The 25,314-nt window shown below is 53.0% G+C and carries 26 protein-coding genes; 17 read left to right on the forward strand and 9 right to left on the reverse strand.

The window, feature by feature from the left end; translation table 11 throughout:
- Positions 1 to 10 precede the first annotated feature (10 nt).
- The 5 genes from pagP (HGO41_RS05030) (at position 11) to HGO41_RS05050 (ending at position 4,850) form a co-directional block, all read left to right on the forward strand.
- Positions 11 to 634, forward strand: a complete 624-nt coding sequence (gene pagP, locus HGO41_RS05030; protein WP_037036764.1) for a lipid IV(A) palmitoyltransferase PagP — start codon at positions 11 to 13, stop codon at positions 632 to 634.
- 196 nt (positions 635 to 830) lie between these two features.
- Positions 831 to 1,451 carry a lipid IV(A) palmitoyltransferase PagP gene (pagP, locus tag HGO41_RS05035; protein ID WP_013576705.1) on the forward strand — a complete coding sequence of 207 codons (621 nt, stop codon included), beginning with the start codon at positions 831 to 833 and terminating at the stop codon, positions 1,449 to 1,451.
- 170 nt (positions 1,452 to 1,621) lie between these two features.
- Positions 1,622 to 2,923 (forward strand): bifunctional glucose-1-phosphatase/inositol phosphatase, encoded by a 1,302-nt coding sequence (gene agp, locus HGO41_RS05040; protein WP_015690317.1) that lies wholly within the window; start codon positions 1,622 to 1,624, stop codon positions 2,921 to 2,923.
- A gap of 100 nt (positions 2,924 to 3,023) precedes the next feature.
- The gene (locus tag HGO41_RS05045; RefSeq protein ID WP_223510301.1) at positions 3,024 to 4,031 is read left to right on the forward strand and encodes a fatty acid desaturase; all 1,008 of its coding nucleotides are present in this window, start codon (positions 3,024 to 3,026) and stop codon (positions 4,029 to 4,031) included.
- A gap of 12 nt (positions 4,032 to 4,043) precedes the next feature.
- Positions 4,044 to 4,850: a phosphate/phosphite/phosphonate ABC transporter substrate-binding protein gene (locus HGO41_RS05050; protein ID WP_013576702.1), complete on the forward strand. Its 807-nt coding sequence runs from the start codon at positions 4,044 to 4,046 to the stop codon at positions 4,848 to 4,850.
- A gap of 46 nt (positions 4,851 to 4,896) precedes the next feature.
- Here HGO41_RS05050 and sseA read toward each other — a convergent pair whose 3' ends face one another.
- The 3 genes from sseA to HGO41_RS05065 form a co-directional block, all read right to left on the reverse strand.
- Complete coding sequence (gene sseA / locus HGO41_RS05055; protein WP_153374556.1) at positions 4,897 to 5,742, reverse strand: 3-mercaptopyruvate sulfurtransferase; 846 nt, start codon at positions 5,740 to 5,742, stop codon at positions 4,897 to 4,899.
- A 34-nt stretch (positions 5,743 to 5,776) separates the two neighbouring features.
- Positions 5,777 to 6,325: a GNAT family N-acetyltransferase gene (locus tag HGO41_RS05060; RefSeq protein ID WP_013576700.1), complete on the reverse strand. Its 549-nt coding sequence runs from the start codon at positions 6,323 to 6,325 to the stop codon at positions 5,777 to 5,779.
- 138 nt (positions 6,326 to 6,463) lie between these two features.
- Positions 6,464 to 7,255 carry a helix-turn-helix transcriptional regulator gene (locus HGO41_RS05065; protein ID WP_126125085.1) on the reverse strand — a complete coding sequence of 264 codons (792 nt, stop codon included), beginning with the start codon at positions 7,253 to 7,255 and terminating at the stop codon, positions 6,464 to 6,466.
- A 138-nt stretch (positions 7,256 to 7,393) separates the two neighbouring features.
- Between HGO41_RS05065 and HGO41_RS05070 the strand changes: the two genes are divergently transcribed.
- On the forward strand, positions 7,394 to 8,164 hold the full coding sequence (locus tag HGO41_RS05070; RefSeq protein WP_013576698.1) for a class I SAM-dependent methyltransferase: 771 nt from the start codon (positions 7,394 to 7,396) through the stop codon (positions 8,162 to 8,164).
- A 56-nt stretch (positions 8,165 to 8,220) separates the two neighbouring features.
- Here HGO41_RS05070 and HGO41_RS05075 read toward each other — a convergent pair whose 3' ends face one another.
- The gene (locus HGO41_RS05075) at positions 8,221 to 9,141 is read right to left on the reverse strand and encodes a DUF808 domain-containing protein (protein ID WP_013576697.1); all 921 of its coding nucleotides are present in this window, start codon (positions 9,139 to 9,141) and stop codon (positions 8,221 to 8,223) included.
- 394 nt (positions 9,142 to 9,535) lie between these two features.
- Here HGO41_RS05075 and HGO41_RS05080 point away from each other — a divergent pair, with 394 nt between their 5' ends.
- From HGO41_RS05080 to ppnP, 8 genes are all read left to right on the forward strand, one after another.
- Entirely contained in the window at positions 9,536 to 9,811 is a 276-nt protein-coding gene (locus tag HGO41_RS05080; RefSeq protein ID WP_013576696.1) for a YdgH/BhsA/McbA family protein, read from the forward strand.
- A 260-nt stretch (positions 9,812 to 10,071) separates the two neighbouring features.
- On the forward strand, positions 10,072 to 10,650 hold the full coding sequence (locus tag HGO41_RS05085; protein ID WP_013576695.1) for a class I SAM-dependent methyltransferase: 579 nt from the start codon (positions 10,072 to 10,074) through the stop codon (positions 10,648 to 10,650).
- 275 nt (positions 10,651 to 10,925) lie between these two features.
- Positions 10,926 to 11,450 (forward strand): shikimate kinase AroL, encoded by a 525-nt coding sequence (gene aroL, locus HGO41_RS05090; protein WP_013576694.1) that lies wholly within the window; start codon positions 10,926 to 10,928, stop codon positions 11,448 to 11,450.
- 548 nt (positions 11,451 to 11,998) lie between these two features.
- Positions 11,999 to 12,781, forward strand: a complete 783-nt coding sequence (locus HGO41_RS05095) for an IclR family transcriptional regulator (RefSeq protein WP_013576692.1) — start codon at positions 11,999 to 12,001, stop codon at positions 12,779 to 12,781.
- A gap of 76 nt (positions 12,782 to 12,857) precedes the next feature.
- Positions 12,858 to 14,435, forward strand: a complete 1,578-nt coding sequence (locus HGO41_RS05100) for an OPT/YSL family transporter (protein WP_037036782.1) — start codon at positions 12,858 to 12,860, stop codon at positions 14,433 to 14,435.
- Between the two features lie 135 nt (positions 14,436 to 14,570).
- Positions 14,571 to 15,500, forward strand: a complete 930-nt coding sequence (locus HGO41_RS05105) for a DUF1177 domain-containing protein (protein ID WP_112151735.1) — start codon at positions 14,571 to 14,573, stop codon at positions 15,498 to 15,500.
- 4 nt (positions 15,501 to 15,504) lie between these two features.
- Positions 15,505 to 16,182, forward strand: a complete 678-nt coding sequence (locus HGO41_RS05110) for an AroM family protein (RefSeq protein WP_013576689.1) — start codon at positions 15,505 to 15,507, stop codon at positions 16,180 to 16,182.
- Positions 16,183 to 16,361: 179 nt separating this feature from the next.
- Positions 16,362 to 16,652: a pyrimidine/purine nucleoside phosphorylase gene (gene ppnP, locus HGO41_RS05115; RefSeq protein WP_013576688.1), complete on the forward strand. Its 291-nt coding sequence runs from the start codon at positions 16,362 to 16,364 to the stop codon at positions 16,650 to 16,652.
- Positions 16,653 to 16,710: 58 nt separating this feature from the next.
- Here the strand turns inward: ppnP and rdgC are convergent, their stop codons facing one another.
- Positions 16,711 to 17,625 carry a recombination-associated protein RdgC gene (gene rdgC, locus HGO41_RS05120; RefSeq protein WP_112151734.1) on the reverse strand — a complete coding sequence of 305 codons (915 nt, stop codon included), beginning with the start codon at positions 17,623 to 17,625 and terminating at the stop codon, positions 16,711 to 16,713.
- A gap of 209 nt (positions 17,626 to 17,834) precedes the next feature.
- On the opposite strand from rdgC, the gene mak reads away from it, so the two are divergent.
- Positions 17,835 to 18,755 carry a fructokinase gene (mak, locus tag HGO41_RS05125; protein ID WP_013576686.1) on the forward strand — a complete coding sequence of 307 codons (921 nt, stop codon included), beginning with the start codon at positions 17,835 to 17,837 and terminating at the stop codon, positions 18,753 to 18,755.
- Positions 18,756 to 18,822: 67 nt separating this feature from the next.
- Here the strand turns inward: mak and HGO41_RS05130 are convergent, their stop codons facing one another.
- Positions 18,823 to 20,136 carry an aspartate aminotransferase family protein gene (locus HGO41_RS05130; RefSeq protein ID WP_250980838.1) on the reverse strand — a complete coding sequence of 438 codons (1,314 nt, stop codon included), beginning with the start codon at positions 20,134 to 20,136 and terminating at the stop codon, positions 18,823 to 18,825.
- A 278-nt stretch (positions 20,137 to 20,414) separates the two neighbouring features.
- Here HGO41_RS05130 and HGO41_RS05135 point away from each other — a divergent pair, with 278 nt between their 5' ends.
- Entirely contained in the window at positions 20,415 to 21,425 is a 1,011-nt protein-coding gene (locus HGO41_RS05135) for a phosphotransferase enzyme family protein (protein WP_112198706.1), read from the forward strand.
- A 184-nt stretch (positions 21,426 to 21,609) separates the two neighbouring features.
- Positions 21,610 to 22,695, forward strand: coding sequence for an AraC-like transcriptional regulator QhpR (qhpR, locus tag HGO41_RS05140; protein WP_225444899.1), 1,086 nt, complete (start codon positions 21,610 to 21,612; stop codon positions 22,693 to 22,695).
- Here the strand turns inward: qhpR and HGO41_RS05145 are convergent.
- From HGO41_RS05145 to HGO41_RS05155, 3 genes are read right to left on the reverse strand one after another with little or no spacing between them, the layout of a single operon-like run.
- Positions 22,692 to 23,513, reverse strand: a complete 822-nt coding sequence (locus tag HGO41_RS05145; RefSeq protein WP_037036791.1) for an ABC transporter ATP-binding protein — start codon at positions 23,511 to 23,513, stop codon at positions 22,692 to 22,694. The two genes, qhpR and HGO41_RS05145, sit on opposite strands and share 4 nt — an antisense overlap.
- The gene (locus tag HGO41_RS05150; RefSeq protein ID WP_037036792.1) at positions 23,510 to 24,274 is read right to left on the reverse strand and encodes an ABC transporter permease; all 765 of its coding nucleotides are present in this window, start codon (positions 24,272 to 24,274) and stop codon (positions 23,510 to 23,512) included. Before HGO41_RS05150 ends, HGO41_RS05145 begins: the two co-directional genes overlap by 4 nt.
- Positions 24,275 to 24,285: 11 nt before the next feature.
- Positions 24,286 to 25,299, reverse strand: a complete 1,014-nt coding sequence (locus HGO41_RS05155; RefSeq protein ID WP_037036793.1) for an ABC transporter substrate-binding protein — start codon at positions 25,297 to 25,299, stop codon at positions 24,286 to 24,288.
- Positions 25,300 to 25,314 lie beyond the last annotated feature (15 nt).

Below are 25,314 nucleotides of genomic sequence, written 5' to 3' on the forward strand. Positions count from 1 at the left end.
TTTAACGCCAATGAAAAATTTATATTCCGTGAATTATCGCGCAGCATTCGCTTTTGCATTTTTAACCTTTTCATTATTGCTTTCAATTAATGTTAAGGCGCAAGATAATGTTATTAATTCTCAGCAGCAGAATGTTTCCTCGCAAGAAAATGATAAAGGCTTATGGGATTCCTATAAAAATAATGTTGCTGAAACATGGATGGCACCTCAGCAGCAGGATCTCTTTCTGCCTGTATTAACGCGTCATAACCGGCATACACACAGTCAAAAACAAATTGATGGGTATAATGAACATCCGTGGGGCGGCGGTTATGGTATTTCACGTTATGATGAAAAAGGAAACTGGCACGGGATTTATGCAATGGCCTTTAAAGACTCCTTTAATAAATGGGAGCCTGTGGCCGGTTACGCTTATGAAAAAATATGGCAGCCACTGGATGATAAAGAATTTCGTCTGGGGGCAGGGTATATAACCGCTGTTTCGGCGCGGGATAATTATGATTACGTCCCCTTCCCGTTAGTCCTGCCGCTGGTGTCTGTCGGGTACTCGAGACTGACTTTCCAGGCTACCTATATTCCCGGTACAAATTCTAAGGGGAATGTACTTTTTGGCTGGCTGCGTTTGCAAATTTAATAGGAATAGTCTTTAAAGTAATGTTTGTGAGTGTAAGAAATGTTGTATTGGTTTCAGGAAAAATCTGATAATTGGAAAACCATTTTCTTAAAATTCAGATGATTAACGATTTACAGTATTTTTGTTTTATCCGTGTTTATATTCTTCATTCATGATGGAGTTATGATAGAGCTTCAACATGGAGTTAAAACAATAAATGCACATCGTTAATATTAGAAACGTTATCAGGGAAATCATTTTTTTTGGCGCCATCAGTGTGAGTGCGTCAGCATCAGCTAATAATAGTGGTACTAATCCCGTCAGCGATCCCGATACCATTCAGTACAAATCGCTGGCTGCGAACGTGTGGTCAGACTTCACCGATAAAGTATCAACGACCTGGAATGATTCTGATGCACAGGATTTGTATCTGCCGGTAATCACCTGGCATAACCGTCTGACCTACGATAAAGAGAAAACCGATAAATACAACGAACGTCCGTGGGGGGGAGGCTATGGTATTTCCAGATATGATGAAAAGGGTAACTGGAATGGCATTTATTTTATGGCGTTTAAAGATTCCCACAATAAATGGGAACCCATCGGCGGTTACGGCTGGGAAAAAATATGGACGCCAGCAGAAGATAAAAACTTTCGCTTAGGGCTGGGGTATACCGCGGCGGTGACGGCGCGTGACGATTATGAATATATTCCTATCCCGATTGTTTTACCGCTGGCTTCTGTCGGCTATAACAAACTGACCTTCCAGGCGACGTATATTCCGGGAACCTACAATAACGGCAATGTGTTCTTTGCGTGGCTGCGTTATCAGTTCTGATGCGTTTTTTGTGACTGTACAAAGCCCGGCCACAGGTTGTGAACCTGATCCCCCACTTCTGATGAATATTCCACTATGCTAAAAATTCACCGCAGGAATCAATCTGTTGGCTTCTGCGGTGTTTTTTGTTTTCAGGGAATCTACAAAACACTTCATCAAGAGGATCACTCGTGAAAAAAGCATCCCGTTATTTTGCATTGTCTGCACTTGCCTGCGTTTTACCTCTCACGTTGCCCGTCGCTCAGGCCGCCCAGTCCGATAATTTAGAACTGCAACAGGTTCTGGTGCTTAGCCGGCACGGTATCCGCGCCCCGTTGGTCAATTATGGCGATGTGCTGGCCGAATCGACAACACACACCTGGCCGGTATGGAAAACCGAAGGCGGTTTGCTGACACCGAAAGGCGGTCAGGTTTCCGAACATATGGGGCATTATTTCCGTGCCTGGCTGGCGAAAGACAAACTGCTGCCTGCCGCCGGATGCCCTGAAAATGCGCAGGTCTTTACCTACGCCAACAGTTTGCCGCGCACCATTGATACCGCGAAACACTTCACCACCGGCGCTTTTCCCGGCTGCGATGTCGCGGTGCTTAACCGCGTAGAAATCGGCAAGATGGATCCGGTGTTTAACCCGATTATTACCGCAGAAGTGAACGATACCTTCAAAACCAGCGCCCTGAATTCCATTAATCAGCACGCGGGTGAGGGCGGTCTGACGGGATTGAATCAGCGTCTCAAGCCGAACTATCAGTTGCTGGAAAGCATCCTCGATTATAAAAACAGTAAAATCTGTAAAGAGAAACAGCAGTGCGATCTGGCTTCGCAGCCGTCAGACGTGGTGCTGACACAGGGCAAAGAACCGGGCATTACCGGGCCGCTGCGTATGGCCACCGGGGCGACCGATGCGTTCATGTTGCAGTACTACGAAGGTTTCCCGATGAAAGATGTTGCCTGGGGTAAAATTGATACGCCAGACCAATGGACAAAGCTGGAAACCATCAAAAATCTGTATCACGAAACACTTTTCGGCTCGCCGGCGATTGCTGCCAACGCGGCTAAACCATTGCTGACCTTTATTGCCGGTGCGCTGGACCCGAAACTGGCGTCAACCGCCGATCAGAAAGCCGCGCAACAGGCAAAACTGGCGGTGCTGGTCGGGCACGATTCGAATATCGCTTCCTTGCTGGCCGCACTGAAAACGCAGGATTATCAGTTGCCGGGGCAGTACGAGCGGACGCCTATCAGCGGCACGGTGGTCTTCCAGCGCTGGCATGACAAGAAAGCGGATAAGGATCTGATGAAAATTGAATACGTTTATCCGACCGCCCGTCAGATCCGCAACAATGTGGCGCTGAGTCTGAAAAATCCGCCGGAACGTGTGACGCTGCACATTGAAGGATGTACCGCCGACAAACAGGGCTTCTGCCCGATGGAACAATTTACTCAGGCACTGCAAAAAGATATGAAGGGCTGAGTCTGTTAGCCGCTAGCTGGCAATAGATAGTGATTTAAGTTAGTTAGCGGCATCCATTCGTTACCCGATAATGTGTCAGGTTCCCTGACTCTGGCACATTATGGCGTCCTCTTCGTTTTACCTCAGCGCCCGTCAGCGGGCCAAAATCACCCTCCGTTCGCACCATTTCTGGTGGCGGCGGGAAATCCCCACCTGGCTACTGATTGTCTCGGTTTACAGCGGCTGGTTTGCGGCAGTGTATTTCTGGAATAATCTCGGGCCATGGCTCGCAACGCCTGTGCTTATCTGGTTCACGACCTGGTATATGTCGCTGCAACATGAACTCATCCACGGGCATCCGACCCGCAAACCCTGGCTGAATCAGCTGATTGGCACGCTGCCGCTGGCGGTCTGGTATCCCTATGGCCTGTATCGCGACACGCATCTGCAACATCACCGCAATGAACATCTGACGCTGCCCGGCGATGATCCTGAAGCCTATTATTTCAGCCGCGCCAGTTGGGAAAGTCTGTCGCCCGCCATGAAGGCCGTTGTCCGTCTGCGCAATACCTTGCCGGGAAGAATGCTCATTGGCCCGTTACTGGATATCGTCAGTACGCTGACCGGCGCGCTGATAGCCGTGTTACGCGGTGAGTGGCGCACAGTGGGGATGTGGCTGATACATGGCGCATTGCTGGTGGTTGTGTTCAGCGGGATGGCGCAACGCGGGCTGTCGCCGCTGTATTTTATTTTCGCAGTAAGTTATCCGGCACTCAGTCTGACCAAAGTTCGTTCTTTCTTTGAGCATCGCGCAGAGCATGCGCCGCAGGCCAGATCAACGCTGAATGAAGCCGGTTTTTTGTGGCGTTTACTGTTTCTGAATCTGAATTATCATCTGGTGCATCACGATTTACCCGGCGTGCCATGGTATGCGCTGCGCCAGATCTATGTCTCTGACCGCGAAGCCTATATTCAGCGCAGCGGGGGTTTTGTGGTGCACGGCTATCGCCAGTGGTTCCGTGACCACACGCAGACACCCGTTGACGTCGAAGCTCATCCTTTTGCCGCCGGGAAATCTCCGGCGCAATCCGTGCCAGGCGACTATGATTATCAGCAGGATACCCCCTGACGGAGTGGCCAGATGATGCTGATGTCTTTGCCGATGTACGCGGTTTCTCCCGCTGATGTGGAAGCGTTCGCCGGAGTGTTACGCCAAAAACTCAGGCAACTTGGCCTCGCCTCCACGCCGGACAGGCTTAACTGGCCGCAGGATTTATTCTCACACTGGCAGGCGCCGGATTTACTGCTCAGCCAGACCTGCGGTTTCCCGCTGATGGAAAGCTTGCCGCAGGTTCAGCTGGTAGGCACATTCAGTTATCACGCCCCCGGTTGCGATGGTTTCCGTTACCGTAGTTTTTTGCTGGCGCGTGAGGAGGATGCCGGATTGCATCTGGCCGGTTTCCGTCACCGGCGGCTGGCGTTTAACAGCACCGACTCCCAGTCAGGTTATAACAGCCTGCGTGCACTGGTCGCACCGCTGGCCAAAGACGGGACATTCTTCTCGCGGGCGACGGCGACCGGCAGCCACCGCGAATCGCTTCATTACGTTCAGCAGAATCTCGCCGACCTCGCGGCAATTGACTGCGTGACGCTGGAACTCCTGCGCCGTAGCGAACCCCGCTCCCTCAGCGGGCTGGCGGTGATCGGACAAACGGCTGCTGTACCGGGTTTACCGTTGATTACTTCTCCGGAGACCTCTGCGGAGGATCTGGCAATTTTGCGGCAGGCGTTACATGACATCGTGGATGAACCGATCAGTCATCCCTTACTTATTGAAGGATTTACCGAAGTGCCGCGGCAGGCTTACCGCGTCATCAGCCAGATGAAAGCATTAGCTCAGGCGTTTGGCGTCAGTGAGCTGATGCCTGCATTGCAAAAAACGACATAAAAAAACCGGGCACGGTGCCCGGTTGTCGTTTTTCTGCATCATGGGATCAGTGCGTTTCGATCGGAAAATCTTCGTTAATATCGCCCCATTCAGCCCACGAACCGTCATACAGCAGCACGTCTTTAACACCCAGAGAATCCAGCCCAAATGCCAGTGCGGCGGCCGTCACGCCGGATCCGCAACTGGTGATCACCGGTTTATTCAGATCCACACCCAGACGCTCAAACGTTGCCTTCAGATCCTGCGGCGATTTCAGGTGCCCGTCCTGCGTCAATTCGGTAAAGGGAACACTCAGGCTGCCGGGAATATGACCGCCGTGCAGCCCGGGACGTGGTTCCGGTGCCTCGGCTTTGAAACGCGCCAGTGAACGGGCGTCGATAATCTGCACGTTACCGATGGCGTCTTTGACCTGTTCTGCGCTCACGACCACCGGACGCACCAGTCTGGCGTTGAACGTCGTGGGCACGCGGGTGTGCTCGCCACTTTGCGTCGGCTTACCTTCGGCAATCCATGCGTTCAGACCGCCATCCAGCACGCGTACGCTTTTGGCTCCGAAACTGGTCAGCATCCACCACACGCGTGGCGCGGAGAATAAATCGCCTTCGTCATAAAGGACGATGGTTTGCGTATCGGCCACGCCTAAACGGCTCATCGACGCAGCGAATTCTTCCGCTGTCGGCATCATGTGTGGCAGGCCGGTCGTGCAATCAGAGATGCTGTCGACTTCCACATAAATCGCATTGGGAATATGCGTTTCGAGATATTTTGCGTGGAAATCTATGGGCGGTGTAATGCCCGGTTTGGATTTACGACAATCGATAATGACCACGTCCGGTGAGTTCAGATTCTTCGCCAGCCAGTCGGTAGATACGGTATGGGTAGAAAAAGTCATGTTCTGTTGCCTTATCTTTTTTGTGAAACCAGTCTCAGAGATCGCCCGGGATCAGGGAATACATCCAGGCGTCACGCGGCTGGCCGTGATAATAAAGCCGGTTGCGGTGCAGACCTTCTGATATCGCACCCGTTTTTTCCGCCACCCGTCGGCTGTGGTCATTGCCCTCCATTACCACGATTTCCAGACGGGTCAGCTCCAGCTCGGTAAACGCAAAGCGCGCCGCCGTTCTGGCTGCCAGCGTCGCCAGTCCGCGGCCGGTATAACCGGTGCGGATCCAGTAACCGAGATTGGCGAATTTATACTCCGGCGTGATGCGGTTGATGCCCACACTGCCAATCAGATTACCGCCTGAACGCTCAAATACACAGAAATTGAATTCTGCGCCGCGATGGCGTTTCTGCTCGCTGTCGGCCAGATATTTCCGGCTGTCTTCAAGCGAATATTTATCCGTACACCAGGATTCCCATGCGCCAATTTCCTTCACGGAGGCTTTAACCGCCGCTAAATGCGTGACGGCCTCAAGTTCGGTCGCTACACGAATTTCGAATTCTTCATCCTGATAGATCTGGCGAGTCATCATGGGCATTATCCTGTCATGGAGGAAACCAATTATTTTAGGAAACCAAAAAAATCAGCCTCACATATCCGGCATCTGTATGTCAATTGGTGAAAACGCCAGTTAAACGAGAAAAAACAGCAAGCTGGCCACCCTCGTTTTTTACGCTTCCGGCACCAGAATCACCAGCTTACATTCTGCATATCCGGCAGGGAAAAATGTCTGTTGCCGGTAACAGATTTCGCCCTGAAGCGGATGATGAAAACGGCGTTCACCGCCTTCACGCGCCAGCACTTCCTGCTGCGACCACCACTGATTGAACTCGTGACTGCGATCGCGCAGGCTGATTACCGACTGACGGACTGTTTCAGAATGGGCGTAATGGCTGGTCTCGGCACGAAACTCCGCCACTACACGTTTGGCGCGTTCCGGCCAGTTTGTGACCAACTGGCGTGCCAGCGGATGCAGGAACATAAAATCCAGCAAATTAGGGTGTTCATCAACCCCCAGCCAGCCACTGAACAACGCCTCCGCTTGCGGATTCCACGCCAGTACATTCCAGCTACTGTCGAGCAGATAACCGGGGCAGGCGAACTGACTGACACACTCTTTCAGGCTGGCGTCCGGTGCGCCGGAAGAGGGTAATACCTGCGGATCTTTCACCGACGCCAGACTGAATAAATACTCTCGTGCCGCAGGTTCCATGCGCAGCGCTTTGGCCAGGCTGTCAAGGGTCGCAGCGGAAATGGACACATCGCGCCCCTGTTCAATCCACGTATACCACGTTGCGCTGATCCCGCTGATTTGTGCCAGTTCTTCGCGGCGCAAACCGCTGGTTCTGCGGCGCGGTGAACCGGGAAGCCCGACCATTTCCGGCGTCACGCGTTCGCGGTGAGTCCGTAAAAACATGCCCAGCGCTTTCGGTCCGCTGAGCGACTCTGCGTTATCAATCATAATATTCACTTAAACAGGGTGTAATTGATACCAGTATAAACGCTCATATTGTACCCGTATAGAACAATGCCTATAGTGATTTTGAGGTCATTTGAAACCCGCATTCTTATTACAAAAACAAGACAGACAGGAGCAATGATGAACACAAAAAATACTCACAGTCAGGCCGTAGATAAGCAGTTTGGTTCACAGGCTCAGGATTATCTGACCAGTGCGGTTCACTCGCAGGGCGCTGATTTACACCGTCTGGCGGGGTTGCTGGCACCCTATAACGAGGCGCGGGTCATTGATCTGGGTTGTGGGGCAGGGCACGCCAGCTTTGTCGCAGCAGGTGTGGTTAAAAATGTGATTGCTTACGATTTGTCATCACAGATGCTGGACGTGGTTGCGCAGGCTGCGCGGGATAAGCAACTGACGAATATCACCGTGCAACAGGGCGTGGCGGAATCGCTGCCGTTCGACGACCGCAGCGCGGATGTGATTATCAGCCGCTATTCTGCGCACCACTGGCATGATGTCGGGCAGGCGCTGCGTGAAGTGGCGCGTGTGCTGAAGCCGGGCGGGAAATTTATCATGATGGATGTGGTGTCGCCGGGGCATCCGTTGCTGAATATTTATCTGCAAACCGTGGAAGTGCTGCGCGACACCTCGCATGTTTGCAACTATTCACCAGGCGAATGGCTGAACATGGTGGCTGAAGCCGGGCTGGTTGCGCGTGAAGTGACGACAGATCGTTTGCCGCTGGAGTTCACCAGTTGGATCGCCCGCATGCGCACGCCTGAACATTTCGCCGTCGCTATCCGCGAGCTGCAAAAAAAGATGTCTGACGACGTGGTAAAACATTTTGAGATCCAGCCTGACGGCACATTCACCAGCGATATCATGATGCTGGTGGCGTCGAAGAACTGAAGGGAATAGCGGTGAATTGCGCCCTCCGGCATAAGGAAGGGCGCAATGTTTCTGCATTATGATTTTTTACCGAACACCTTCTGTCCAGTCATCACCAGCGCCAGCACGGCGGCACCGACAATCAGACCCACCACTAAATCAGTGGCACCGGTAATCAGTGTATTCACCCAGCTTTCGTGCCCGTGCGTCAGAGGCTCAATCAGGCTGTGCATAAATGGCAGACCGTGGCTGATGATACTGCCGCCGACCAGGAACATGGCGATGGTGCCGACGACAGAAAGCATTTTCATCAGCCAGGGTGCGAGATTCACGATGCCGCGGCCAAAGGCGCGTACACCTTTCATGATGCTGCTTTCACCGGCAAGCTTGCTCAGGTACAAACCTGCGTCGTCAATTTTGACTATCGCACCGACCAGCCCGTAAACCCCGATAGTCATTGCCACCGCAATCAGCACCATCACGGTAACCTGATTAAGGAACGGCGCCGATGAAACAATACCCAGCGAGATTACGATGATTTCAGCCGAAAGAATAAAGTCGGTGCGCACCGCGCCTTTGACCTTATCTTTTTCGTGCGTTTTAGCCTCTGTTTCATTTTTTATTTCGGCGGCTGCCGGTTTTTCTTCTTCATGATGCCCGCCCGGCATCAGTTTATGGGCGATTTTTTCGAAACCCTCGTAGCACAGATAGGCACCGCCAATCATCAGCAACGGGGTGATGGCCCAGGGAATAAACGCACTGATCAGTAAGGCCAGCGGAACCAGAATGGCTTTGTTGATCATCGAGCCTTTGGCAACGGCCCAGACGATCGGCAATTCGCGATCGGCTTTCACTCCCGTGACCTGTTGTGCATTCAGCGCCAGATCATCACCCAGCACGCTGGCTGTTTTTTTTGCAGCGACTTTACTCATTGCCGCCACATCATCAAGAATCGATGCGATATCATCGATTAAGGCCAGAAGACTACCACCCGCCATAAATACTCCCTTTCATCATTATGATTATGCAAAGGTTCTCCGCGCGCGCGGGAAACCGAACTCTGTAGCCCTGACAGTGCAGGCGATCACAGCAACAGAAAATTCATACAAAATAATCATAACAGTGATTGCATGCCGGCGTCGATTTGTGCAAAAGTTGTGCGGGTTATAAATAACTTTGAAAACTCTCCATACTTTCTCCATTAAATATCTCTATTTCTCCGGCAGTTAGAGTGACTGAAAAGATTACTTTCGTTGTCTCCTTATTTTTACCACAATGGTTGAATTTCTTTACATTCGATTACGTCCGCTTTCATTGATTCGCCGATAATTAATTCAACGGATTGCTTCCGCCCCATTAATTAACGAAACTAACGAAAGAAAGGTGCGTAATATGAAACTGTTACCTGCAATTACAGCTGTTGCTATTACTGTTGCTTCATTCTCAGCCCTGGCTGCAACGCCTATTACAGAAATGCAGGCGCAAAGTGGTAATTACCAGTCATTGGGCACTGTGTCTGTGAGCGCGCCGAATACGGTTCCGGGCAGCTTGCATGACCAGCTGAACCAGATTGCTTCAGATAAAGGTGCAAATCACTACCGTGTGATCGGTGCAGACACACCGGGGGATTCAAGTCTGACCCGGGCAAGCGTTGAATTGTATAAATAAAAATCTGGTGTTTTAAACGAGTCGTTTAATTCGTCTGATTCTTATTAGTTTCAATGACGTTATATGAAGTAGAGAAGGCCAATGTCACCTGACATTGGCCTTTTCTATTCCCTGTATCACGCTTCTTATCACATTTATTTTGAGAATCATCCCATGTAATTTATTTTATATGAACCTTTCAGGCGATTTATTCCCTTATTAATCATTTCTTAAGAATTTAAAGGTGATATAAGGGTCTATATCCCCAGGAGGACGTTTGAATGTTAAATGCCGCAAGAATGACGATTAAGAACACCGGGATTTCGATTCAGAATCAGTTTTTTTATTTGCAGAATTTTATTAGTTCACCACGCACGATGGGGACGCTGATGCCCTCGTCACCGTGGTTGTGCCATGCGATGCTCAGCCAGATTGACTGGACAACATCGCTGGCTATCGCCGAGCTGGGCGCGGCCGACGGTGTTCTGACCCGCCGCATCCTGAGCCGTATGCGGGCAGATGCCAGGCTTGAGGCTTTTGAAATACAGCCCGCGTTTGTGCGTAAGCTTAATCAGATGAAAGATAGTCGTTTGCAGGTGATGGCGCATTCTGCCGAGCATATGAGCACGCAGTATGACGCCGTGTTTTCCTGTCTGCCGCTGCTGTCGATGCCTTTGCGTACCAGCATCAGGATTCTGCAGACCACACGGCAACAGCTGAAAGATAAAGACGGCGTGCTGGTTTTATTCCAGTACAGCCAGCTGTCAGAGAAATTGTTATCACGTTACTTCACCTGGAAAAAAATCCGGGTAGTGAAGAATTTTCCGCCCGCACTCGTGTACATCTGTAAACCTCGCTGATACAGCCACTTAGGGGATAGAGCTCGCAAAGCTTATTGCAGGCCATTGCGTAGCAAGGATTTTTCAGTATGATGCCCTGAACGGCGTAAATAAAACGCTACAGAAGCTTCACCGGCAGGTGACAAAAATCTGCCAGTGAGGCTTTTTTGTTGTACTATCTGGCGAGTACATCGGCAGGGCAGTGCAATGACCCACTTCTGACACTCACACTTCATATTGATGATGGATTTTCATCAGGCGGGCTAACGGCTCCCGGGGAATAAAGGATAGCGGTAATGACACAAACCATTTTCATGGTCGGCGCACGCGGTGCAGGTAAAACGACGGTTGGCAGCGCTCTGGCGAAAGCTCTGGGCTACAAATTTGTCGATACCGATCTGGCGTTACTGTGCGCTTCTGGTCTCAGCGTGGCAGATATTGTTGAGCGCGAAGGCTGGGAAGGTTTCCGCCGTCGTGAAACTGAGACACTAAAAGCCATTTCCTCGCCACTGACCGTGGTTGCCACAGGGGGAGGCGTGGTGCTGTCCCAGGAAAATCGCGATTTTATGGGTGAAAATGGTACGGTCATTTATCTGCGTTCCCCTGCATCTACCCTGGCAAACCGTCTGGAAGATGCACCACTGGAAGATCAGCGCCCGACGCTGACGGGCAAGCCGATCGCTGAAGAAATGACAGAAGTCCTGAATGAGCGCGAAGCGCTTTATCAGGAGTCCGCCCATCATGTGGTCGACGGAACTCAGGAGCCGCAGACTGTCGTGAATCTGATTTTGGATGCACTGGCGTTGCCGATGGCGCGCTGAATTCCGCTCATCTCCTGACAAAACGAGCCCGGGTGGCTCGTTTTTTTATGTCAGCACGTTGTGACTCAAGCTTGAATCAGGAACCGGTGTAAACAAAACGGGCCATGTCATGTGAGGGGGATCACGTATGCTTAAGTATTGTACTGATGTATATGTGGGCGTAACATAATAACTCAGGTGATTACTTTAACCTCTAACAATGGAACCCATGATGAAGTCCCTGATGTCGTTTTTTAATCAGCATGCCAAGGTGATGCCTGCCCTCCTGTCGATCACCATCATCCTCATTGAAGCCTCCATCGCCCTTTATATTTTGCGCAATATTTAATCACGATAATCTGCTGAGTTTTACGTCCGTCACCTCATTAATACTCGGCATTTAACTTGCCTGACTCTTAATTTCATCTATTTAAGAATTCCTTTAAGCATATTCATTTGCCTGACGTGTTGTGCGTGAAAAATAAACGACTTGACGCTGACACGTATCAGCTTTAGTTTTTATTTAACTTAACAGGAACCTTGTTCCATATACCGGAACTCACTCCTTTATGACCACATTAGAAAATGCGGCTGCGGTACTGAAATTATTTTCAAAACAGGGGATTAGTCAGGGGCATCCCGGTTTGTCATTCAGTGATGTGGTCGAAAATTTAAAATTACCGAAAAGTACGGTGTCCCGTCTGCTGATGACGATGGAAACGCAAGGGCTGCTGGAACGTGATCCGGACAGCCGTCTGTACCGCATCGGAAAATTATTACTGGCCGTCTCCAGCCATTATTTGTCGGCCCCGCTGGTGGATTTAGCGTCGCCGTATATGACGCAACTCAGTCAGCTGACGCAATGCACGGGTTATATCTCGATGCTGGAAGGGCGCGACATTATGGTGATGCGCATGTTTCCCGGCAGAACGTATCTGCAAGTGGTTACTCCGGCCGGAAGCCTTTTGCCCGCGCACGAAACGGCTATCGGGCGCGCGATCCTTTCGCGCTATACCGATGATCAGGTTCTGGCGCGGTTTAGCGGAAAATATCAGGCGAATTCTGCTAATTCGCCTGAGAGCAAGGAGGTTTTGTTAGCCAGGCTGGCCGATGTCCGCCTGACGGGGGTGTCATTTGCCAACAACGAAACGTTGCTGGGAATAAGTACCTTAGCCACCAGTATTTTTAATAAGCACCGTAATGAAACCGTTGGATTATGTTTATCTTTCCCTTCGCCGGCGCAGGGGAAAGAAATTCCGGAAGGAATAAAAGAAGGGCTGATTGTCGTAACCCGGCAAATTGCCGAAAAATTGGGTGATGAGTATTGGCATTTATCTAAAACGGCCATGTAGCAGCCGTCAGGATAATGACGAATAACGGACCCGGATTATTTGCTATGTGAAATACTTGCTCAACACCAGGGGCCTTATGTCAGATCAACCTGCAAAGAATAATAAGGAGAATCCGCTAAAGGATATTGGCACTCTCATCGTGATGATTCTGTTGTCTGTTTTAGGCGCAATCATCGGTGTCCAGCTGATTACTACTTTAGGCGTTACGCCGAATACCTCGATTATAGGCGCGCTGTTTGCCATGTTACTGGCACGCATTCCGATGCAGGCTTTTTACCGCTACCGTTCTGTTCATACGCAGAATCTGGCGCAAACCGTCATTTCATCTGCGACCTTTGGTGCGGCAAACAGTTTGCTGATGCCGATCGCTATTCCTTATGTCATGGGCCAGCCGCAACTGATCATGCCGATGTTTACCGGTGTGGCCGCAGCGATGTTGCTCGATGCCTACCTGCTTTATCGCCTGTTCGACACCAAAGTGTTCCCGGCCAGTAATGCGTGGCCACCCGGTGTTGCGGCGGCTGAAGCGATTAAAGCCGGTGATAACGGCGGGCGTCAGGCCTGGCTGCTGGTCGCGGGCGTGGTTGTTGGTGTGGCTGGAGCGATGCTGAAAATCCCGATGGCGGCTTTCGGCACGGCGTTTATCGGCAATATCTGGGCGCTCAGCATGTTTGGTATTGGCTTGCTGATCCGCGCTTATGCGCAGCCGGTCGCCGGGCTGGACCTCAACGCGCTGTATATTCCTCACGGCATGATGGTCGGCGCGGGGCTGGTGTCGCTGCTGCAGGTGATTCAGGTGGTGCGTGCTAAACATGCCGACGCCAAAACGACCTTTACCCAACCGGCGAAAGAGGTGCGTAAAGCACTCGGGCTGGGCGCATTCGGTTATATCGCCATCGCGGCACTGTTGGCGCTGGCGGGCGGCCTGTACAGTGAAATGTCAGTCAGCATGCTGATTGCGTTCGTGATTTACGCCGCCTTTGCCGCCTTCTTTCACGAGCTGATTGTCGGGATTGCCGCGATGCACTCCGGCTGGTTCCCTGCCTTTGCCGTGGCGCTGATTACCTTAATTATCGGTATTCTGATTGGTTTCCCACCGCTGGCGTTATGCGTCCTGACGGGCTTTACCGCCGCTACCGGTCCGGCATTTGCTGATATGGGTTTTGATCTGAAAGCCGGATTTATTTTGCGCGGTTATGGCAAAGATTTGCAGGCTGAACTTTACGGCCGGCGCATCCAGTTATTCGCCGCATTGCTGGCATTTGTCATCGCCATTCCGGTGGTGTGGTACGCCCATTACGGTTACTTCGCCCAGGATTTAGTGCCGCCGGTGGCGCGGGTTTATGCCAAAACCATTCAGGCCGGTGCTCAGCCGGGCATTGCACACAGCCTGCTGATCTGGGCGATTCCGGGCGCATTGATTCAGCTGATTGGCGGACCGAAACGCCAGCTTGGCGTACTGCTGGCGACCGGTTTGCTGATCAACAGCGTGATGGCCGGATGGGCCGTGGTCTGCGGCATCGTGCTGCGCATTATCATTATCCGGATCTGGGGTGAAAAAGGGCGTACGCCAATGGAAGTGCTGGCGGCAGGTTTTATTGCCGGTGACGCGCTTTACAGTTTCTTCACGTCGATCTTCAGTGCCAAAAAGTAGTGAGTACCGCACCAACACCAGGGCTGATGTTCAGCCAGCATTAAACACCTGACTGTTCCACGATGAACAGCACCCGCGACCGTTTTGGCTACTGCGTGAAATACGCCGGTCGCGATGTTTTAAGAGGACTGAGTGATGAGTTTGCAACAGACATTAACGGTATTCGAACTGATTGACAGCGCCCACGTCAGCGGTCAGGACATTGTGGACTTGTTCGCCCGTTATCCGGGTATTACCGCCAGCACACACCGCGCTGACGGCCCGAAAGGTGGCACCGATTTTGTGCGTATCACTGTGCCGGGCAGTCAGGGCAAAAGCAGTGGCGGCACGGCACCCACGCTTGGGATTATCGGTCGTCTGGGCGGGATTGGCGCGCGTCCGACGCGTATCGGTCTGGTCTCTGATGGCGATGGTGCGATTGCCGCTGTCACCAGCGCACTTAAACTGGCTGATATGCAGCGCAAGGGCGATGTGCTCGACGGTGATGTGATTATCACTACCCACATTTGCCCGAACGCACCGACCCGTCCGCATGATCCGGTCGATTTTATGGATTCGCCGATTGATGACGTGACCATGAACGACAACGAAGTGGTGGACGGCGTGGACGCGATCCTGTCTATCGACACCACCAAAGGCAACCGCATCATCAATCACAAGGGTTACGCCATTTCACCGACGGTGAAAGAGGGTTACATCCTGCGTGTTTCTGAAGATTTGCTGCGCATCATGGAAATGACCAGCGGCAAACCGGCGGTCACTTTTCCGATTACCACGCAGGACATCACGCCTTACGGCAACGGTGTGCATCATCTGAACAGTATTCTGCAACCGTCAACGGCGACGACCGTGCCGGTGGTCGGTGTGGCTATTACGGCGGAATCTGTTGTGCCGGGCTGTGGCACCGGGGCAAGTCATGAAGTGGATATCGCACTGGCGGCAAAATTTGCTGTTGAAGTGGCGAAAGAGTTTGGCCGCGGCACTTGTCAGTTCTTTGATGCCGATGAATATCAACTCCTGTTGTCGCTGTACGGAAGCTTGCGTCACCTGCAAAACCGGAAGTAACACGATGATGACATCCCTTGCGACGTTAACAATCGGACAGGCACCACGCAGCGACATTATGCCGCTGCTGATGGAACATCTGCCGGCCGGGTCAGTCACCCATGTGGGCTTACTCGACGGGTTAAGCAGGGAGCAAATAGAGCAGCGTTATGCGGCGGCTGAGGGCGACGCTGTACTGGTCACCCGCCTGCTGGATGGTTCGCAGGTTACGATGGCTGCGCACCGCGTGGAAAGCGGATTACAGGAAAAAATCGACGTACTGGAAGCCCTGGGTTGCCTGACCATTCTGCTGCTTTGCACCGGCGAATTTCATCATCTGCATGCTAACAATGCGCTGCTGCTGGAGCCTGACCGCATTATTCCACCGTTGATCGCTTCAATAGTCGGTCAGCACCGTGCGGGGATTGTGGTGCCGGTTGAATCACAGGTGGTTGAGCAGGCGAACAAATGGCGAAAATTAGCCAAAGCGCCCTGTTTTGCTGTTGCCAGCCCTTATCTTTCTGACGATCAGGCGCTGACGGACGCGGCGATGCATCTGGCTGAACAGGGTGCGGAAGTCGTGGTGCTTGATTGCATCGGCTTTAACCGCCATCACCTCGATGTGCTGAAAAAATATCTGAATATTCCGGTGCTGTTACCGAATGTACTGATGGCAAAACTGGCGGCGGAACTGGTGGTTTGAGGTATGACTGAGGGGCGAACAGCTACCCACAATGGCACTGTGCGGCCGTAAAATCAAATCAGCGCTACCGCTTTGCGGGCGGTGTCGTCTCGTGCGGATAAAGCGGTAATAATCAGTGACAGAAGGCGCTTTCTGCCCCTAATATGAAGGCTCTGAAATTTATCGCAAAGGGCCAATCTATGTTGAAAAATAATGAGTATTTTGACGGGAAAGTAAAGTCGATTGGTTTTGACAGCGAAAGCACGGGTTCAGCCAGTGTTGGCGTGATGGCCGTCGGTGAATATACTTTCGGCACCGCAAAGCCGGAAGAAATGACGGTGATCAGCGGTTCACTGAAAGTGTTGATCCCGGGATCGCCGGACTGGCAGGTATTTAAGCCAGGCGAGACGTTCTACATTCCGGGTAAAAGTGAATTCAACTTACAGGTCGGCGAAACCACCTCATACCTCTGTAAGTATCTGACTAAATAAGTTCTTCAGGCACAGAAAAGGCGCTCATGAGCGCCTTTTTTACGTTTTGCATCCGGTCTTAGCGTTGCGCTTCGCCGCCTAATGCCTCGATCAGGTTCTGGATCAGCGCTGCCAGTTCACCGGTCATCAGCACGAAATCTGCATCGAAACGCCCAGCGAAGTCTTCGCGGTCGATATCTTCGTTTTGATCACGAATGACGTCGCTGAATTTCAGGCGCTTAATGCTGCCGTCGTCCGCCAGCACCACGGCGATACGTTCCTGCCAGTCAACCGCCAGCTTAGTCACCAGTTTGCCGTTCTCGATATGCGTGGCGATTTCATCGCTGACCAGCACCTGTTTCTTACAGCGGATCACGCCGCCTTCCTCCAGAATCGCTTTCAGCTCGGCTTCGTCCTGCAGCGTAAAACCGGCAGGGGTATCGCCGGAACGCACCCATTCGGTCAGCGTCAGTTCGATCGGGCTTTCCATGGTCAGTGGCACCACTGGCAGCGAACCGAGGCTTTTACGCAGCAGCGCCAGCATGTCTTCGGCTTTCTTGGCGCTGGCGGCGTCAACCATGATCAGGCCGTTAACGGTATCAATCCACATGAATGTCTGGCTGAACCGGCTGAAGGCGCGCGGCATCAGGCTGTGCAACACTTCATCTTTCAGGGAATCTTTTTCAGTCTTTTTCAGCTTGCGGTGTTGTTCACCTTCGAGCTGCTCAATTTTGGCCTGTAACTCCTGTTTAATCACCGGAGAAGGCAGGATTTTTTCTTCTTTACGGGCGCAGATCAGGATCTGACCACCGTTGACATGCGTCAGCGCGTCGCCGCCGTGGGAACCCATCGGTGAGACCCAGCCGGTTTTCGACATGTCCTGGCTGCCGCACGGGGTAAAGGTGAAAGCACTGAGCTGTTTTTCCATTTCGTCAGCAGATAACGAAACTTCACGGCTCAAACGGTAAACTAACAAATTTTTAAACCATAACATGGCGTTATCCCTGTCCCGGCGCACTCGTGGTACGCTGAATAAATGAATGCAGGGCGGCATGATAACCAATTGAGCGTCAGCCGTCGTTAAGAAATCGCCGCACCCTGTAACATTGCATAACAGCTTATTCTGGTGACAGTCGCGTCTGGCTTCTAAACTGAATAAACTCAAAAAAACTGACCCTGCAAAGTGTAAAAGGAGAGCAACACGTGCGAATTGGCATTGATTTAGGCGGCACAAAAATAGAAGTCATTGCGTTATCTGATGAAGGTAAAGAGCTGTTTCGCAAACGGGTCGATACGCCGAGAAATGACTACGAACGTACGCTCAAAGCGATTGAAGGGCTGGTGCTGGACGCCGAAAAAGCCACAGGTCAACGTGGCAGCGTGGGGCTGGGGATCCCCGGCACCTTGTCGCCATTTACCGGTAAGGTGAAAAATTCCAACTCGGTCTGGCTGAACGGACAACAGCTGGATGAGGATCTGGCGCTGCTGTTAAAACGCGAAGTACATATTGCCAACGATGCCAATTGCCTGGCGGTGTCAGAAGCCACTGACGGCGCGGGCGCGGGCCGTCACACCGTATTTGCCGTGATAATCGGTACCGGTTGCGGTTCCGGTGTGGCGCTTCACGGTGCGGCGCATGCGGGCGGCAACGGCAATGCGGGGGAATGGGGGCATAACCCGCTGCCGTGGCAGGATGAAGAAGAAATGCAGTTTGCCCGTGAAGTCCCGTGTTACTGCGGGAAATCAGGCTGCGTCGAGACCTTTGTTTCCGGCACCGGTTTTGCAGAAGACTATTTTCGTTTGTCCGGTCAGCGGCTCAAAGGCGCAGAGATTATTGCGCTGGTGGAGCAGGGCGATGAAACTGCAGAACAGGCGCTCGGGCGTTATGAGCGTCGTCTGGCCAAGGCGCTGGCGAACGTGGTGAATATCCTCGACCCGGACGTGATTGTTTTTGGGGGCGGCATGAGTAACGTGGATCGTTTGTATCAGACGGTGCCGCTGCTGATTAAACAATGGGTGTTTGGCGGGGAATGTGAAACGCCGATCCTCAAAGCCGTACACGGTGATTCGAGCGGCGTACGCGGCGCTGCCTGGCTTTGGCCGCAATCACGTTTCGCGTTGTAAGCCATTATCCGTTTATCAACTTCAAGGGCGCAGATTTTGCGCCCTTTCCGTTTGTAACCCGCTTCAGTCAGAACATCTTGCTCAGAACGTTTTCCAGCGCATTGACCAGGATCTGGCTGTGTTCTGCGGTAAAGACCAGCGGCGGGCGGATCTTCAAAATGTTGGCATGCGGGCCGGAGGCGCCAATCAGCACGCCTTCTTCGCGCAGTGCGTTGACCACCGCCAGCGCGGTAGCGGAATCCGGCCCGCCGTTTTCGTTGACGAAATCGACGCTGACGAACAGCCCTGCGCCACGTACGCTGCCAATCGCCGGGAAGCGTTGAGAGAGTGCGGTGATGCCGTCAAGAATGGCTTTACCCGCCAGCCCGACACTGGCAATCAGGTTTTCCTGCTCGATAACTTCCAGCACCGCCAGCCCGACCGCAGAAGACACGGTATTGCCACCGAAGGTATTGAAATAGCTAGATTCACTGCCGAAGCGTTCCAGGATGTGCGGCTGAATAGTGATGCCCGCCATCGGGTGTCCGTTACCCATCGGTTTGCCGAGCGTCACGATATCTGGCAACACGCCGTGGCGCTGGAAGCCCCACATATGTTCGCCGGAACGGCCATAGCCCGGCTGGACTTCGTCGGCGATATACAACGCCCCGGCTTCGTGAATAACGTCGATGGCTTCTTTCAGAAAACCGGCCGGATCGAAGAAACCGCCGTCGCTGGTGAAGAAGGTGTCGATCATCAGGGCCGCCGGTTTGATGCCATGGCGATCCATATCCGCCAGTGCGGCACGGATGTCGTTGGCAAAGCGCTTGCCAACTTCAGCCGGGTTAGCCGGATGGTGAACCGGTGCCGGAATCACCCGCGCATCACCGTTCACTTTAACGTATGGCCCCATCGAGGCCGATAGCCCGGCAATCGCTTTGGTCATGCCGTGATAACTGAATTCGGTGACGATAACGCCGGTGCCGCCGGTAAAATCTTCGGCGATACGCAACGCCAGATCGTTAGATTCGCTGCCCGTGCAGGTGAACATTACCTGGCTCAGCTCAGCGGGCATGGTGCCCACCAGTTTTTCGGCGAAGTTCAGGACATTTTCATGCAGATAACGGGTGTGCGTGTTCAGCGTGGATGCCTGACGCACCAGCGCTTCCAGCACATGAGGATGGCAATGGCCAACGGAAGGCACGTTGTTGTAGACGTCGAGATAACGGCGGCCATCAGCGTCATACACCCACACGCCTTCGCCGCGCACCAGATGCACTGGATTCTTGTAGAACAACTGGTAAGCCGGGCCCAGCAAACGACGGCGGCGTTCTATCATCGCCAGATTGTCGGCTGAAATATTGCCGCTGCTGGCGGCATCAAACGCATTGGTTTTCAACATGAGAGTCATCTCCTGACAGGCGGTTTCAACGTCACTGCCGGTGTGCAAAAAAATGCCATGACGGCGGAAGGTGATTTGATAATGCGCCGGGGAAAGCGGTAAAACTTGACCTCAGCGCGCTGACTGCTGTGCGTTGCAGTCAACTTTTCGCCGTCAGCGCGTCACGCGTGTTTTGCGGTCAACATTTGCTGTTCCTGAGTCAAGCGACGAAAACGCGCCCCTTCCATTCTGGCTATCCGCAATATCGATTTGATTTAACCGGTACGGAGTGGAACCTGATGACTGCAAAACAATCTGACATGCTCGATGACACCAGCCTGAATCTGCTGGCAACAGAAGCATTGCGCCGCTATTCCCCTGATCTGCAAGGGCATCTTTCGCTGATCTGCCGGTCGGAAAATGCCACTTTTTTACTGCGCTGCCCCGACGGCGAACGTTATGCACTGCGTGTTCACCGGGGTGGCTATCACCAGCGGGATGAAATAGAGAGTGAACTGGCGTGGCTGGATGCGCTGCGTGAAAGCGAGATTCAGGTGCCTGAGGCAGTAAAAGGGAGGGATGGTACCGCTGTGCAAACTGTCGCGGTGAGCGAAACTGAAAACCGCAATGTGGTGATTTTTCGCTGGATTGAGGGCGAAATGCCAACCACGGATGTGGATCCGCGGGCGTTTGCTCAGTTGGGGGAAGTGACTGCGCGCCTGCATCAGCACAGCCGTCAGTGGCCGCATCCGGCCGGGTTTCGCCGTATTATCTGGGACAGCGATACCATGGTCGGCCCGCACGGTCACTGGGGCCGCTGGCAGGATGCGCCGGGCATGACGGCGGCCGGGATCCCGCTGATTGAAGAGACGCTGGCGCACACCGGCAGCGTGCTGAAAAGTTACGGCAAGAGTGCACAGCGCTACGGGCTGATCCACGCCGATCTGCGCCTGACGAATTTACTGTTGCACAAAGGTGAAACCCGGGTGATCGATTTTGATGACTGCGGTATGGGCTGGTATCTGCATGATGCGGCGGCGGCGATCAGTTTTGTTGAACATCATCCGCGGGCGCAGGCGTGGGTCCGCCACTGGCTGGAAGGTTACGCACGTATTTGTCACGTGAGCGATGCCGATCTGGCGGTGATCCCGACACTGATTATTCAGCGGCGGATTCAGTTGCTGGCCTGGCGCGGATCGCATGCCACCACGGAAATGGCGCAAAGCCTTGGCAATGAATGGGAACAAGAGAGCCTGCGCCTGTGCCGTGAGTATCTGGCGAAGGCACATCATCCCTTTGTGATCGGATGAAACTGCACGAAAAGCGGGCGCCGTAGCAGGGCGCAGGCGCGGCTGGCAAAACTGCCGAAAATTTATCTCATTGTATTGCATTGGTTTATCACCCGGAGATGTGAAGCAAGGTGCTGGTACGGAACTTGCAATTCTCTTTTATCACCGACACTTTTTATTGCCGACATAAAGGGAGTAAAAGACGATGCAGACAGGCCTTTCTTCAACGGCTTCCGGAGCCGGTTTCAGCAATGCGCTGAACGCGCTGACGCGCAGCAATGACAGCCACCGGGGGGTGCTGGCCGCAGCCGCCAGCGGCCTGAGCGATTTTATTCAGGCCAAAGGGGCAGATGTTGATCGTGTGCTAGGCATCTGCCACATCAATCCTGAATTGCTGCAACAACCTACGCTGAGTCTCGGGCTGACCAACTACTGTCAGGTTCTGGAAGAAGCGGCGGCGCAGTCAGGTTGTGATAACTTCGGTTTGCATTACGGGAAACAGTTCAAACCGCAGTCATTAGGGCTGATTGGCTACATCGGTTTATGTTCTTCTTCGGCAGAAACCGCGCTGCAAAACGTAGTGAATGCCTTTCCCTTTCATCAGCACAATACGCTGACGCGGCTGGTGGATAAGGGGGATCATTACCGGTTCGATTATCAGGTGCGGCATGGCAGCATTCTGTGCAGACGGCAGGATGCGGAACTGACGCTGGGGATGATCCTCAATTTATTGCGTCACGGGCTGGGGAAAAACTGGGCGCCGCGTGAGGTGCATTTTGAGCATCCGCGTCCGCAGCAATGGCATGAACACTGCAAAGTATTTGATGCGCCGGTGTATTTCGATCAGCCGTACAATTCCCTGCTGATCGTCAAACGCGATTTACAGCGGGCGATGCCGGAACGGGATCAGACGCTGTTGCTGGTCATGCAGGATGCGATCCGCCGTCTGAATGCGGATGCGCCGTCGCAGCAGTCGGTCACCGACAACGTGCGATCGCGGGTACGTCAGGCGTTATTACGCGGCGAGCCGGTGCTTGATGAAGTGGCCGAAAAAATGGGTATGTCGCCGAGTTCGCTGCAACGCCGCCTGCGCGAACAGAACCTGACGTTTACCCAACTGGTGGATAACGTCCGTTGCGAACTGGCGACGCATTATCTGCAACAGCAACAACTGCCGATTTCCGAAATGGCGTTGCTGCTAGGGTATTCCGAAGTCAGTGCCTTTTCGCGGGCTTTCCGCCGCTGGTTTGGCGTCAGCCCGCGTCAGTGGCGGCAGACTGCCGCCAGCTAAAGCGCCATCTCCCGTTTAAAGACTTCCAGCGTGTGCGCCTTCACGCGGATAAATTCCGGGTGGCTCATGATTTCCGACCCTCGCGGGCGCGGCAGGTCGAACGGCACGATTTCCGCAATCTGCGTCGGCCGCCTCGTCAGCAGTAAAATCTCATCCGCCAGAAATACCGCATCTTCCAGGTCATGCGAAACAATCAGCATAGTGACGCCGGTCGCCAGTTGCACTTCCTGTAATTTATCGCGGATAAACAGCGTCATCTCGAAATCCAGCGCCGAGAAAGGCTCATCGAGGAACATCACTTCCGGACGCGTCGCCAGCGCCCGCATGATGCACACGGTTTGCTGTTGTCCGCCGGAAAGCTCATACGGATAGCGTTTCAGGTCGAAACGGATATCAAACATCTGCGTCAGTTCTTCGACCCGCGCATTCACATCCGCTTTGCTCATGCCGTGGCGTATCAGCGGATAGGCGATGTTGGCGCGGGCGCTCATCCATGGAAACAGCGCGTCGCGGTAGTTCTGAAACACATAGCCGATGGTGGTTTGCGCCAGCGTTTTGCCGTCGAACAGAATGTCGCCTTTATCTACCGGGATCAGACCGGCGATCATGTTCATTAAGGTCGATTTACCGCAGCCGTTCGGCCCGAAGATCGACACGATTTTTCCACGCGGTAAGTCGAGATTCAGGTCGGTATACAGCGGCTGTCCGGCAAACGCCTTGCTCAGTCCGCGGATCGTCACATGGGTGTCCGGGCGCGTGGCATATTGCGGCAACTGCGGGCCTTTATAATCAGGGTTCAGCGAGAGAGGGTGCGTCATGCTTTGCTACTCCAGTGGACGGTTTTTTTCTCGATCAGCAAAAAAGCCAGATTGAGCAGATAACCCAGCGCGCCGGTGATCAGGATCGAGGCGTACATATCTTTGATGTTAAACACCTGCTGGGCATCGATGATCCGGTGGCCGAGTCCGGTTTCTGATCCGATAAACATTTCGGCGACGATCACGATCACCAGCGCGATCGACACGCCGGTGCGCAGGCCGACAAAGGTTTGTGCCAGGCTTTCCATCAGCATGATGTCTTTGAAAATATGCCAGCGGGAAATTCCCATTACTTTGGCGGCCATCAGGCGCGTTTTTTTGGCATTCATCACGCCGTATGCGCTGTTGAACAGGATGACCAGCACGGCGGCAAAGGCAGCAATGGCGATTTTGTTGGCGTCAGTAATCCCGAAAATCAGCATAAACAGCGGGATCAGCGCTGACGACGGCGTGGAGCGGAAGAAGTCGATCAGAAATTCCAGGCTGCGGTAAACCTTTTCATTGCTGCCCAAAATTACGCCCAGCGGCACGCCAATTACGGCGGCAAAGGCAAAAGACACCAGCGTGCGGTAAAGGGTTGCGCCGATGTCGGTGCGCATGGACGCGTCGGAAAATGACTGGAACATGTAGCCGATTGTCTCGACCGGCGAGGGCAGAAGCACGGGATTCAGCCATTTTGCGCTGACGGCCAGTTGCCAGAATAAAAACAGCAGTACCGGGCCGACCAGCGGCAGTAACCTTGAAGACCAGCGTGAAGTCATCCTGTTTCTCCTTATCCCTGATAGATCAGCGAAGCGACATCCACCGGCTTGCTGAAGATTTTTCTTTCCGTAAAGACGTCATAAAACTTCTGGAACCATTGCAGGTTGTCGCCTTTCAAATCGGGATACATCACGAAGCCGGGCAGCGGCACTTCTTTGACCAGCGCCGGTTCAATGCTGGTGTAACCGGCGACGTTTTCGCGCGCTTTATCAGGGTGAGCCGCAATGAATTCCACCGCTTTCTGATAAGCGGCAATAAACTTTTTGGTTTCTTCCGGCTTGCTGGCGATAAAACTGGCGTTCAGTGCCGCTGCGCCGCCGAACCACGGGGCGTCGGCGTTGCCGAGCACGTATTTAGAAATAACGCCGGTTTCGAGTGTGCGCGAAAGGTTTTTCATGCGTCCGACAGTGCCGGTCGGTTCGAGCGTATATACGCCGTCAATTTGCCCGGCGGCCAGAGCAGGCGCGTGTTGTCCGACCGGCAGTTCAATGACTGACGGATTAGTGAAGCCATTTTTCTCCAGAATAATTTTTGCCATCGTGACGTTCTGGATCCCCGGACCGCAGGCGATTTTCTTGCCTTTCAGGTCACTGATAGCTTTTGCCGGGCTGTTGAGCGGCACCAGAAATTCATCTAACACCAGCGTATGGTTTGACGGGTTAGAACAGATAATTTTGAACAGACCCGGTGAGGTGATCGCCCCGAGTCCCAGCGCGCCGGTTGCCGTGCCGTTGGCGCAGCCGTGGATCCTGCCGGTGATCATCCCTTCGACAATTTGCTGGGCACTGGCGAATTTAACGCCTTTCACATTCAGCCCGGCTTGTTTAAAAAAGCCCTGTTCCAGTGCCACATACAGCGGCAAACCACCGACAATCGGCCAGTAACCAATACGAATTTCATCGTCGTCGGCTGCAAAAACTGACGTCGGGATCATTCCGCCAAGGGTGGACACTCCGCCGGTAATGGCGAGCCATTTCATCAGCTGGCGACGTTTTTTATCAACTTCAGGTTTGATGTTTTTCATTGGCGGTTCCCTTAG

Source organism: Rahnella sp. CG8 (genome assembly GCF_023701875.1).
Classification (GTDB): domain Bacteria; phylum Pseudomonadota; class Gammaproteobacteria; order Enterobacterales; family Enterobacteriaceae; genus Rahnella; species Rahnella aceris.

Excerpts from the sequence above, each read along its gene's own strand:
- aroL (WP_013576694.1), top strand. The coding sequence starts at position 10,926 with ATGACACAAACCATTTTCATGGTCGGCGCACGCGGTGCAGGTAAAACG.
- HGO41_RS05075 (WP_013576697.1), bottom strand. The coding sequence starts at position 9,141 with ATGGCGGGTGGTAGTCTTCTGGCCTTAATCGATGATATCGCATCGATT.
- HGO41_RS05085 (WP_013576695.1), top strand. The coding sequence starts at position 10,072 with ATGTTAAATGCCGCAAGAATGACGATTAAGAACACCGGGATTTCGATT.
- HGO41_RS05130 (WP_250980838.1), bottom strand. The coding sequence starts at position 20,136 with ATGTTGAAAACCAATGCGTTTGATGCCGCCAGCAGCGGCAATATTTCA.
- HGO41_RS05110 (WP_013576689.1), top strand. The coding sequence starts at position 15,505 with ATGATGACATCCCTTGCGACGTTAACAATCGGACAGGCACCACGCAGC.
- HGO41_RS05045 (WP_223510301.1), top strand. The coding sequence starts at position 3,024 with ATGGCGTCCTCTTCGTTTTACCTCAGCGCCCGTCAGCGGGCCAAAATC.
- HGO41_RS05080 (WP_013576696.1), top strand. The coding sequence starts at position 9,536 with ATGAAACTGTTACCTGCAATTACAGCTGTTGCTATTACTGTTGCTTCA.
- HGO41_RS05095 (WP_013576692.1), top strand. The coding sequence starts at position 11,999 with ATGACCACATTAGAAAATGCGGCTGCGGTACTGAAATTATTTTCAAAA.
- HGO41_RS05145 (WP_037036791.1), bottom strand. The coding sequence starts at position 23,513 with ATGACGCACCCTCTCTCGCTGAACCCTGATTATAAAGGCCCGCAGTTG.
- HGO41_RS05070 (WP_013576698.1), top strand. The coding sequence starts at position 7,394 with ATGAACACAAAAAATACTCACAGTCAGGCCGTAGATAAGCAGTTTGGT.
- qhpR (WP_225444899.1), top strand. The coding sequence starts at position 21,610 with ATGCAGACAGGCCTTTCTTCAACGGCTTCCGGAGCCGGTTTCAGCAAT.
- HGO41_RS05105 (WP_112151735.1), top strand. The coding sequence starts at position 14,571 with ATGAGTTTGCAACAGACATTAACGGTATTCGAACTGATTGACAGCGCC.
- HGO41_RS05135 (WP_112198706.1), top strand. The coding sequence starts at position 20,415 with ATGACTGCAAAACAATCTGACATGCTCGATGACACCAGCCTGAATCTG.
- HGO41_RS05050 (WP_013576702.1), top strand. The coding sequence starts at position 4,044 with ATGATGCTGATGTCTTTGCCGATGTACGCGGTTTCTCCCGCTGATGTG.
- rdgC (WP_112151734.1), bottom strand. The coding sequence starts at position 17,625 with ATGTTATGGTTTAAAAATTTGTTAGTTTACCGTTTGAGCCGTGAAGTT.
- HGO41_RS05065 (WP_126125085.1), bottom strand. The coding sequence starts at position 7,255 with ATGATTGATAACGCAGAGTCGCTCAGCGGACCGAAAGCGCTGGGCATG.
- ppnP (WP_013576688.1), top strand. The coding sequence starts at position 16,362 with ATGTTGAAAAATAATGAGTATTTTGACGGGAAAGTAAAGTCGATTGGT.
- HGO41_RS05150 (WP_037036792.1), bottom strand. The coding sequence starts at position 24,274 with ATGACTTCACGCTGGTCTTCAAGGTTACTGCCGCTGGTCGGCCCGGTA.
- pagP (WP_013576705.1), top strand. The coding sequence starts at position 831 with ATGCACATCGTTAATATTAGAAACGTTATCAGGGAAATCATTTTTTTT.
- pagP (WP_037036764.1), top strand. The coding sequence starts at position 11 with ATGAAAAATTTATATTCCGTGAATTATCGCGCAGCATTCGCTTTTGCA.
- sseA (WP_153374556.1), bottom strand. The coding sequence starts at position 5,742 with ATGACTTTTTCTACCCATACCGTATCTACCGACTGGCTGGCGAAGAAT.
- HGO41_RS05100 (WP_037036782.1), top strand. The coding sequence starts at position 12,858 with ATGTCAGATCAACCTGCAAAGAATAATAAGGAGAATCCGCTAAAGGAT.
- HGO41_RS05155 (WP_037036793.1), bottom strand. The coding sequence starts at position 25,299 with ATGAAAAACATCAAACCTGAAGTTGATAAAAAACGTCGCCAGCTGATG.
- HGO41_RS05060 (WP_013576700.1), bottom strand. The coding sequence starts at position 6,325 with ATGATGACTCGCCAGATCTATCAGGATGAAGAATTCGAAATTCGTGTA.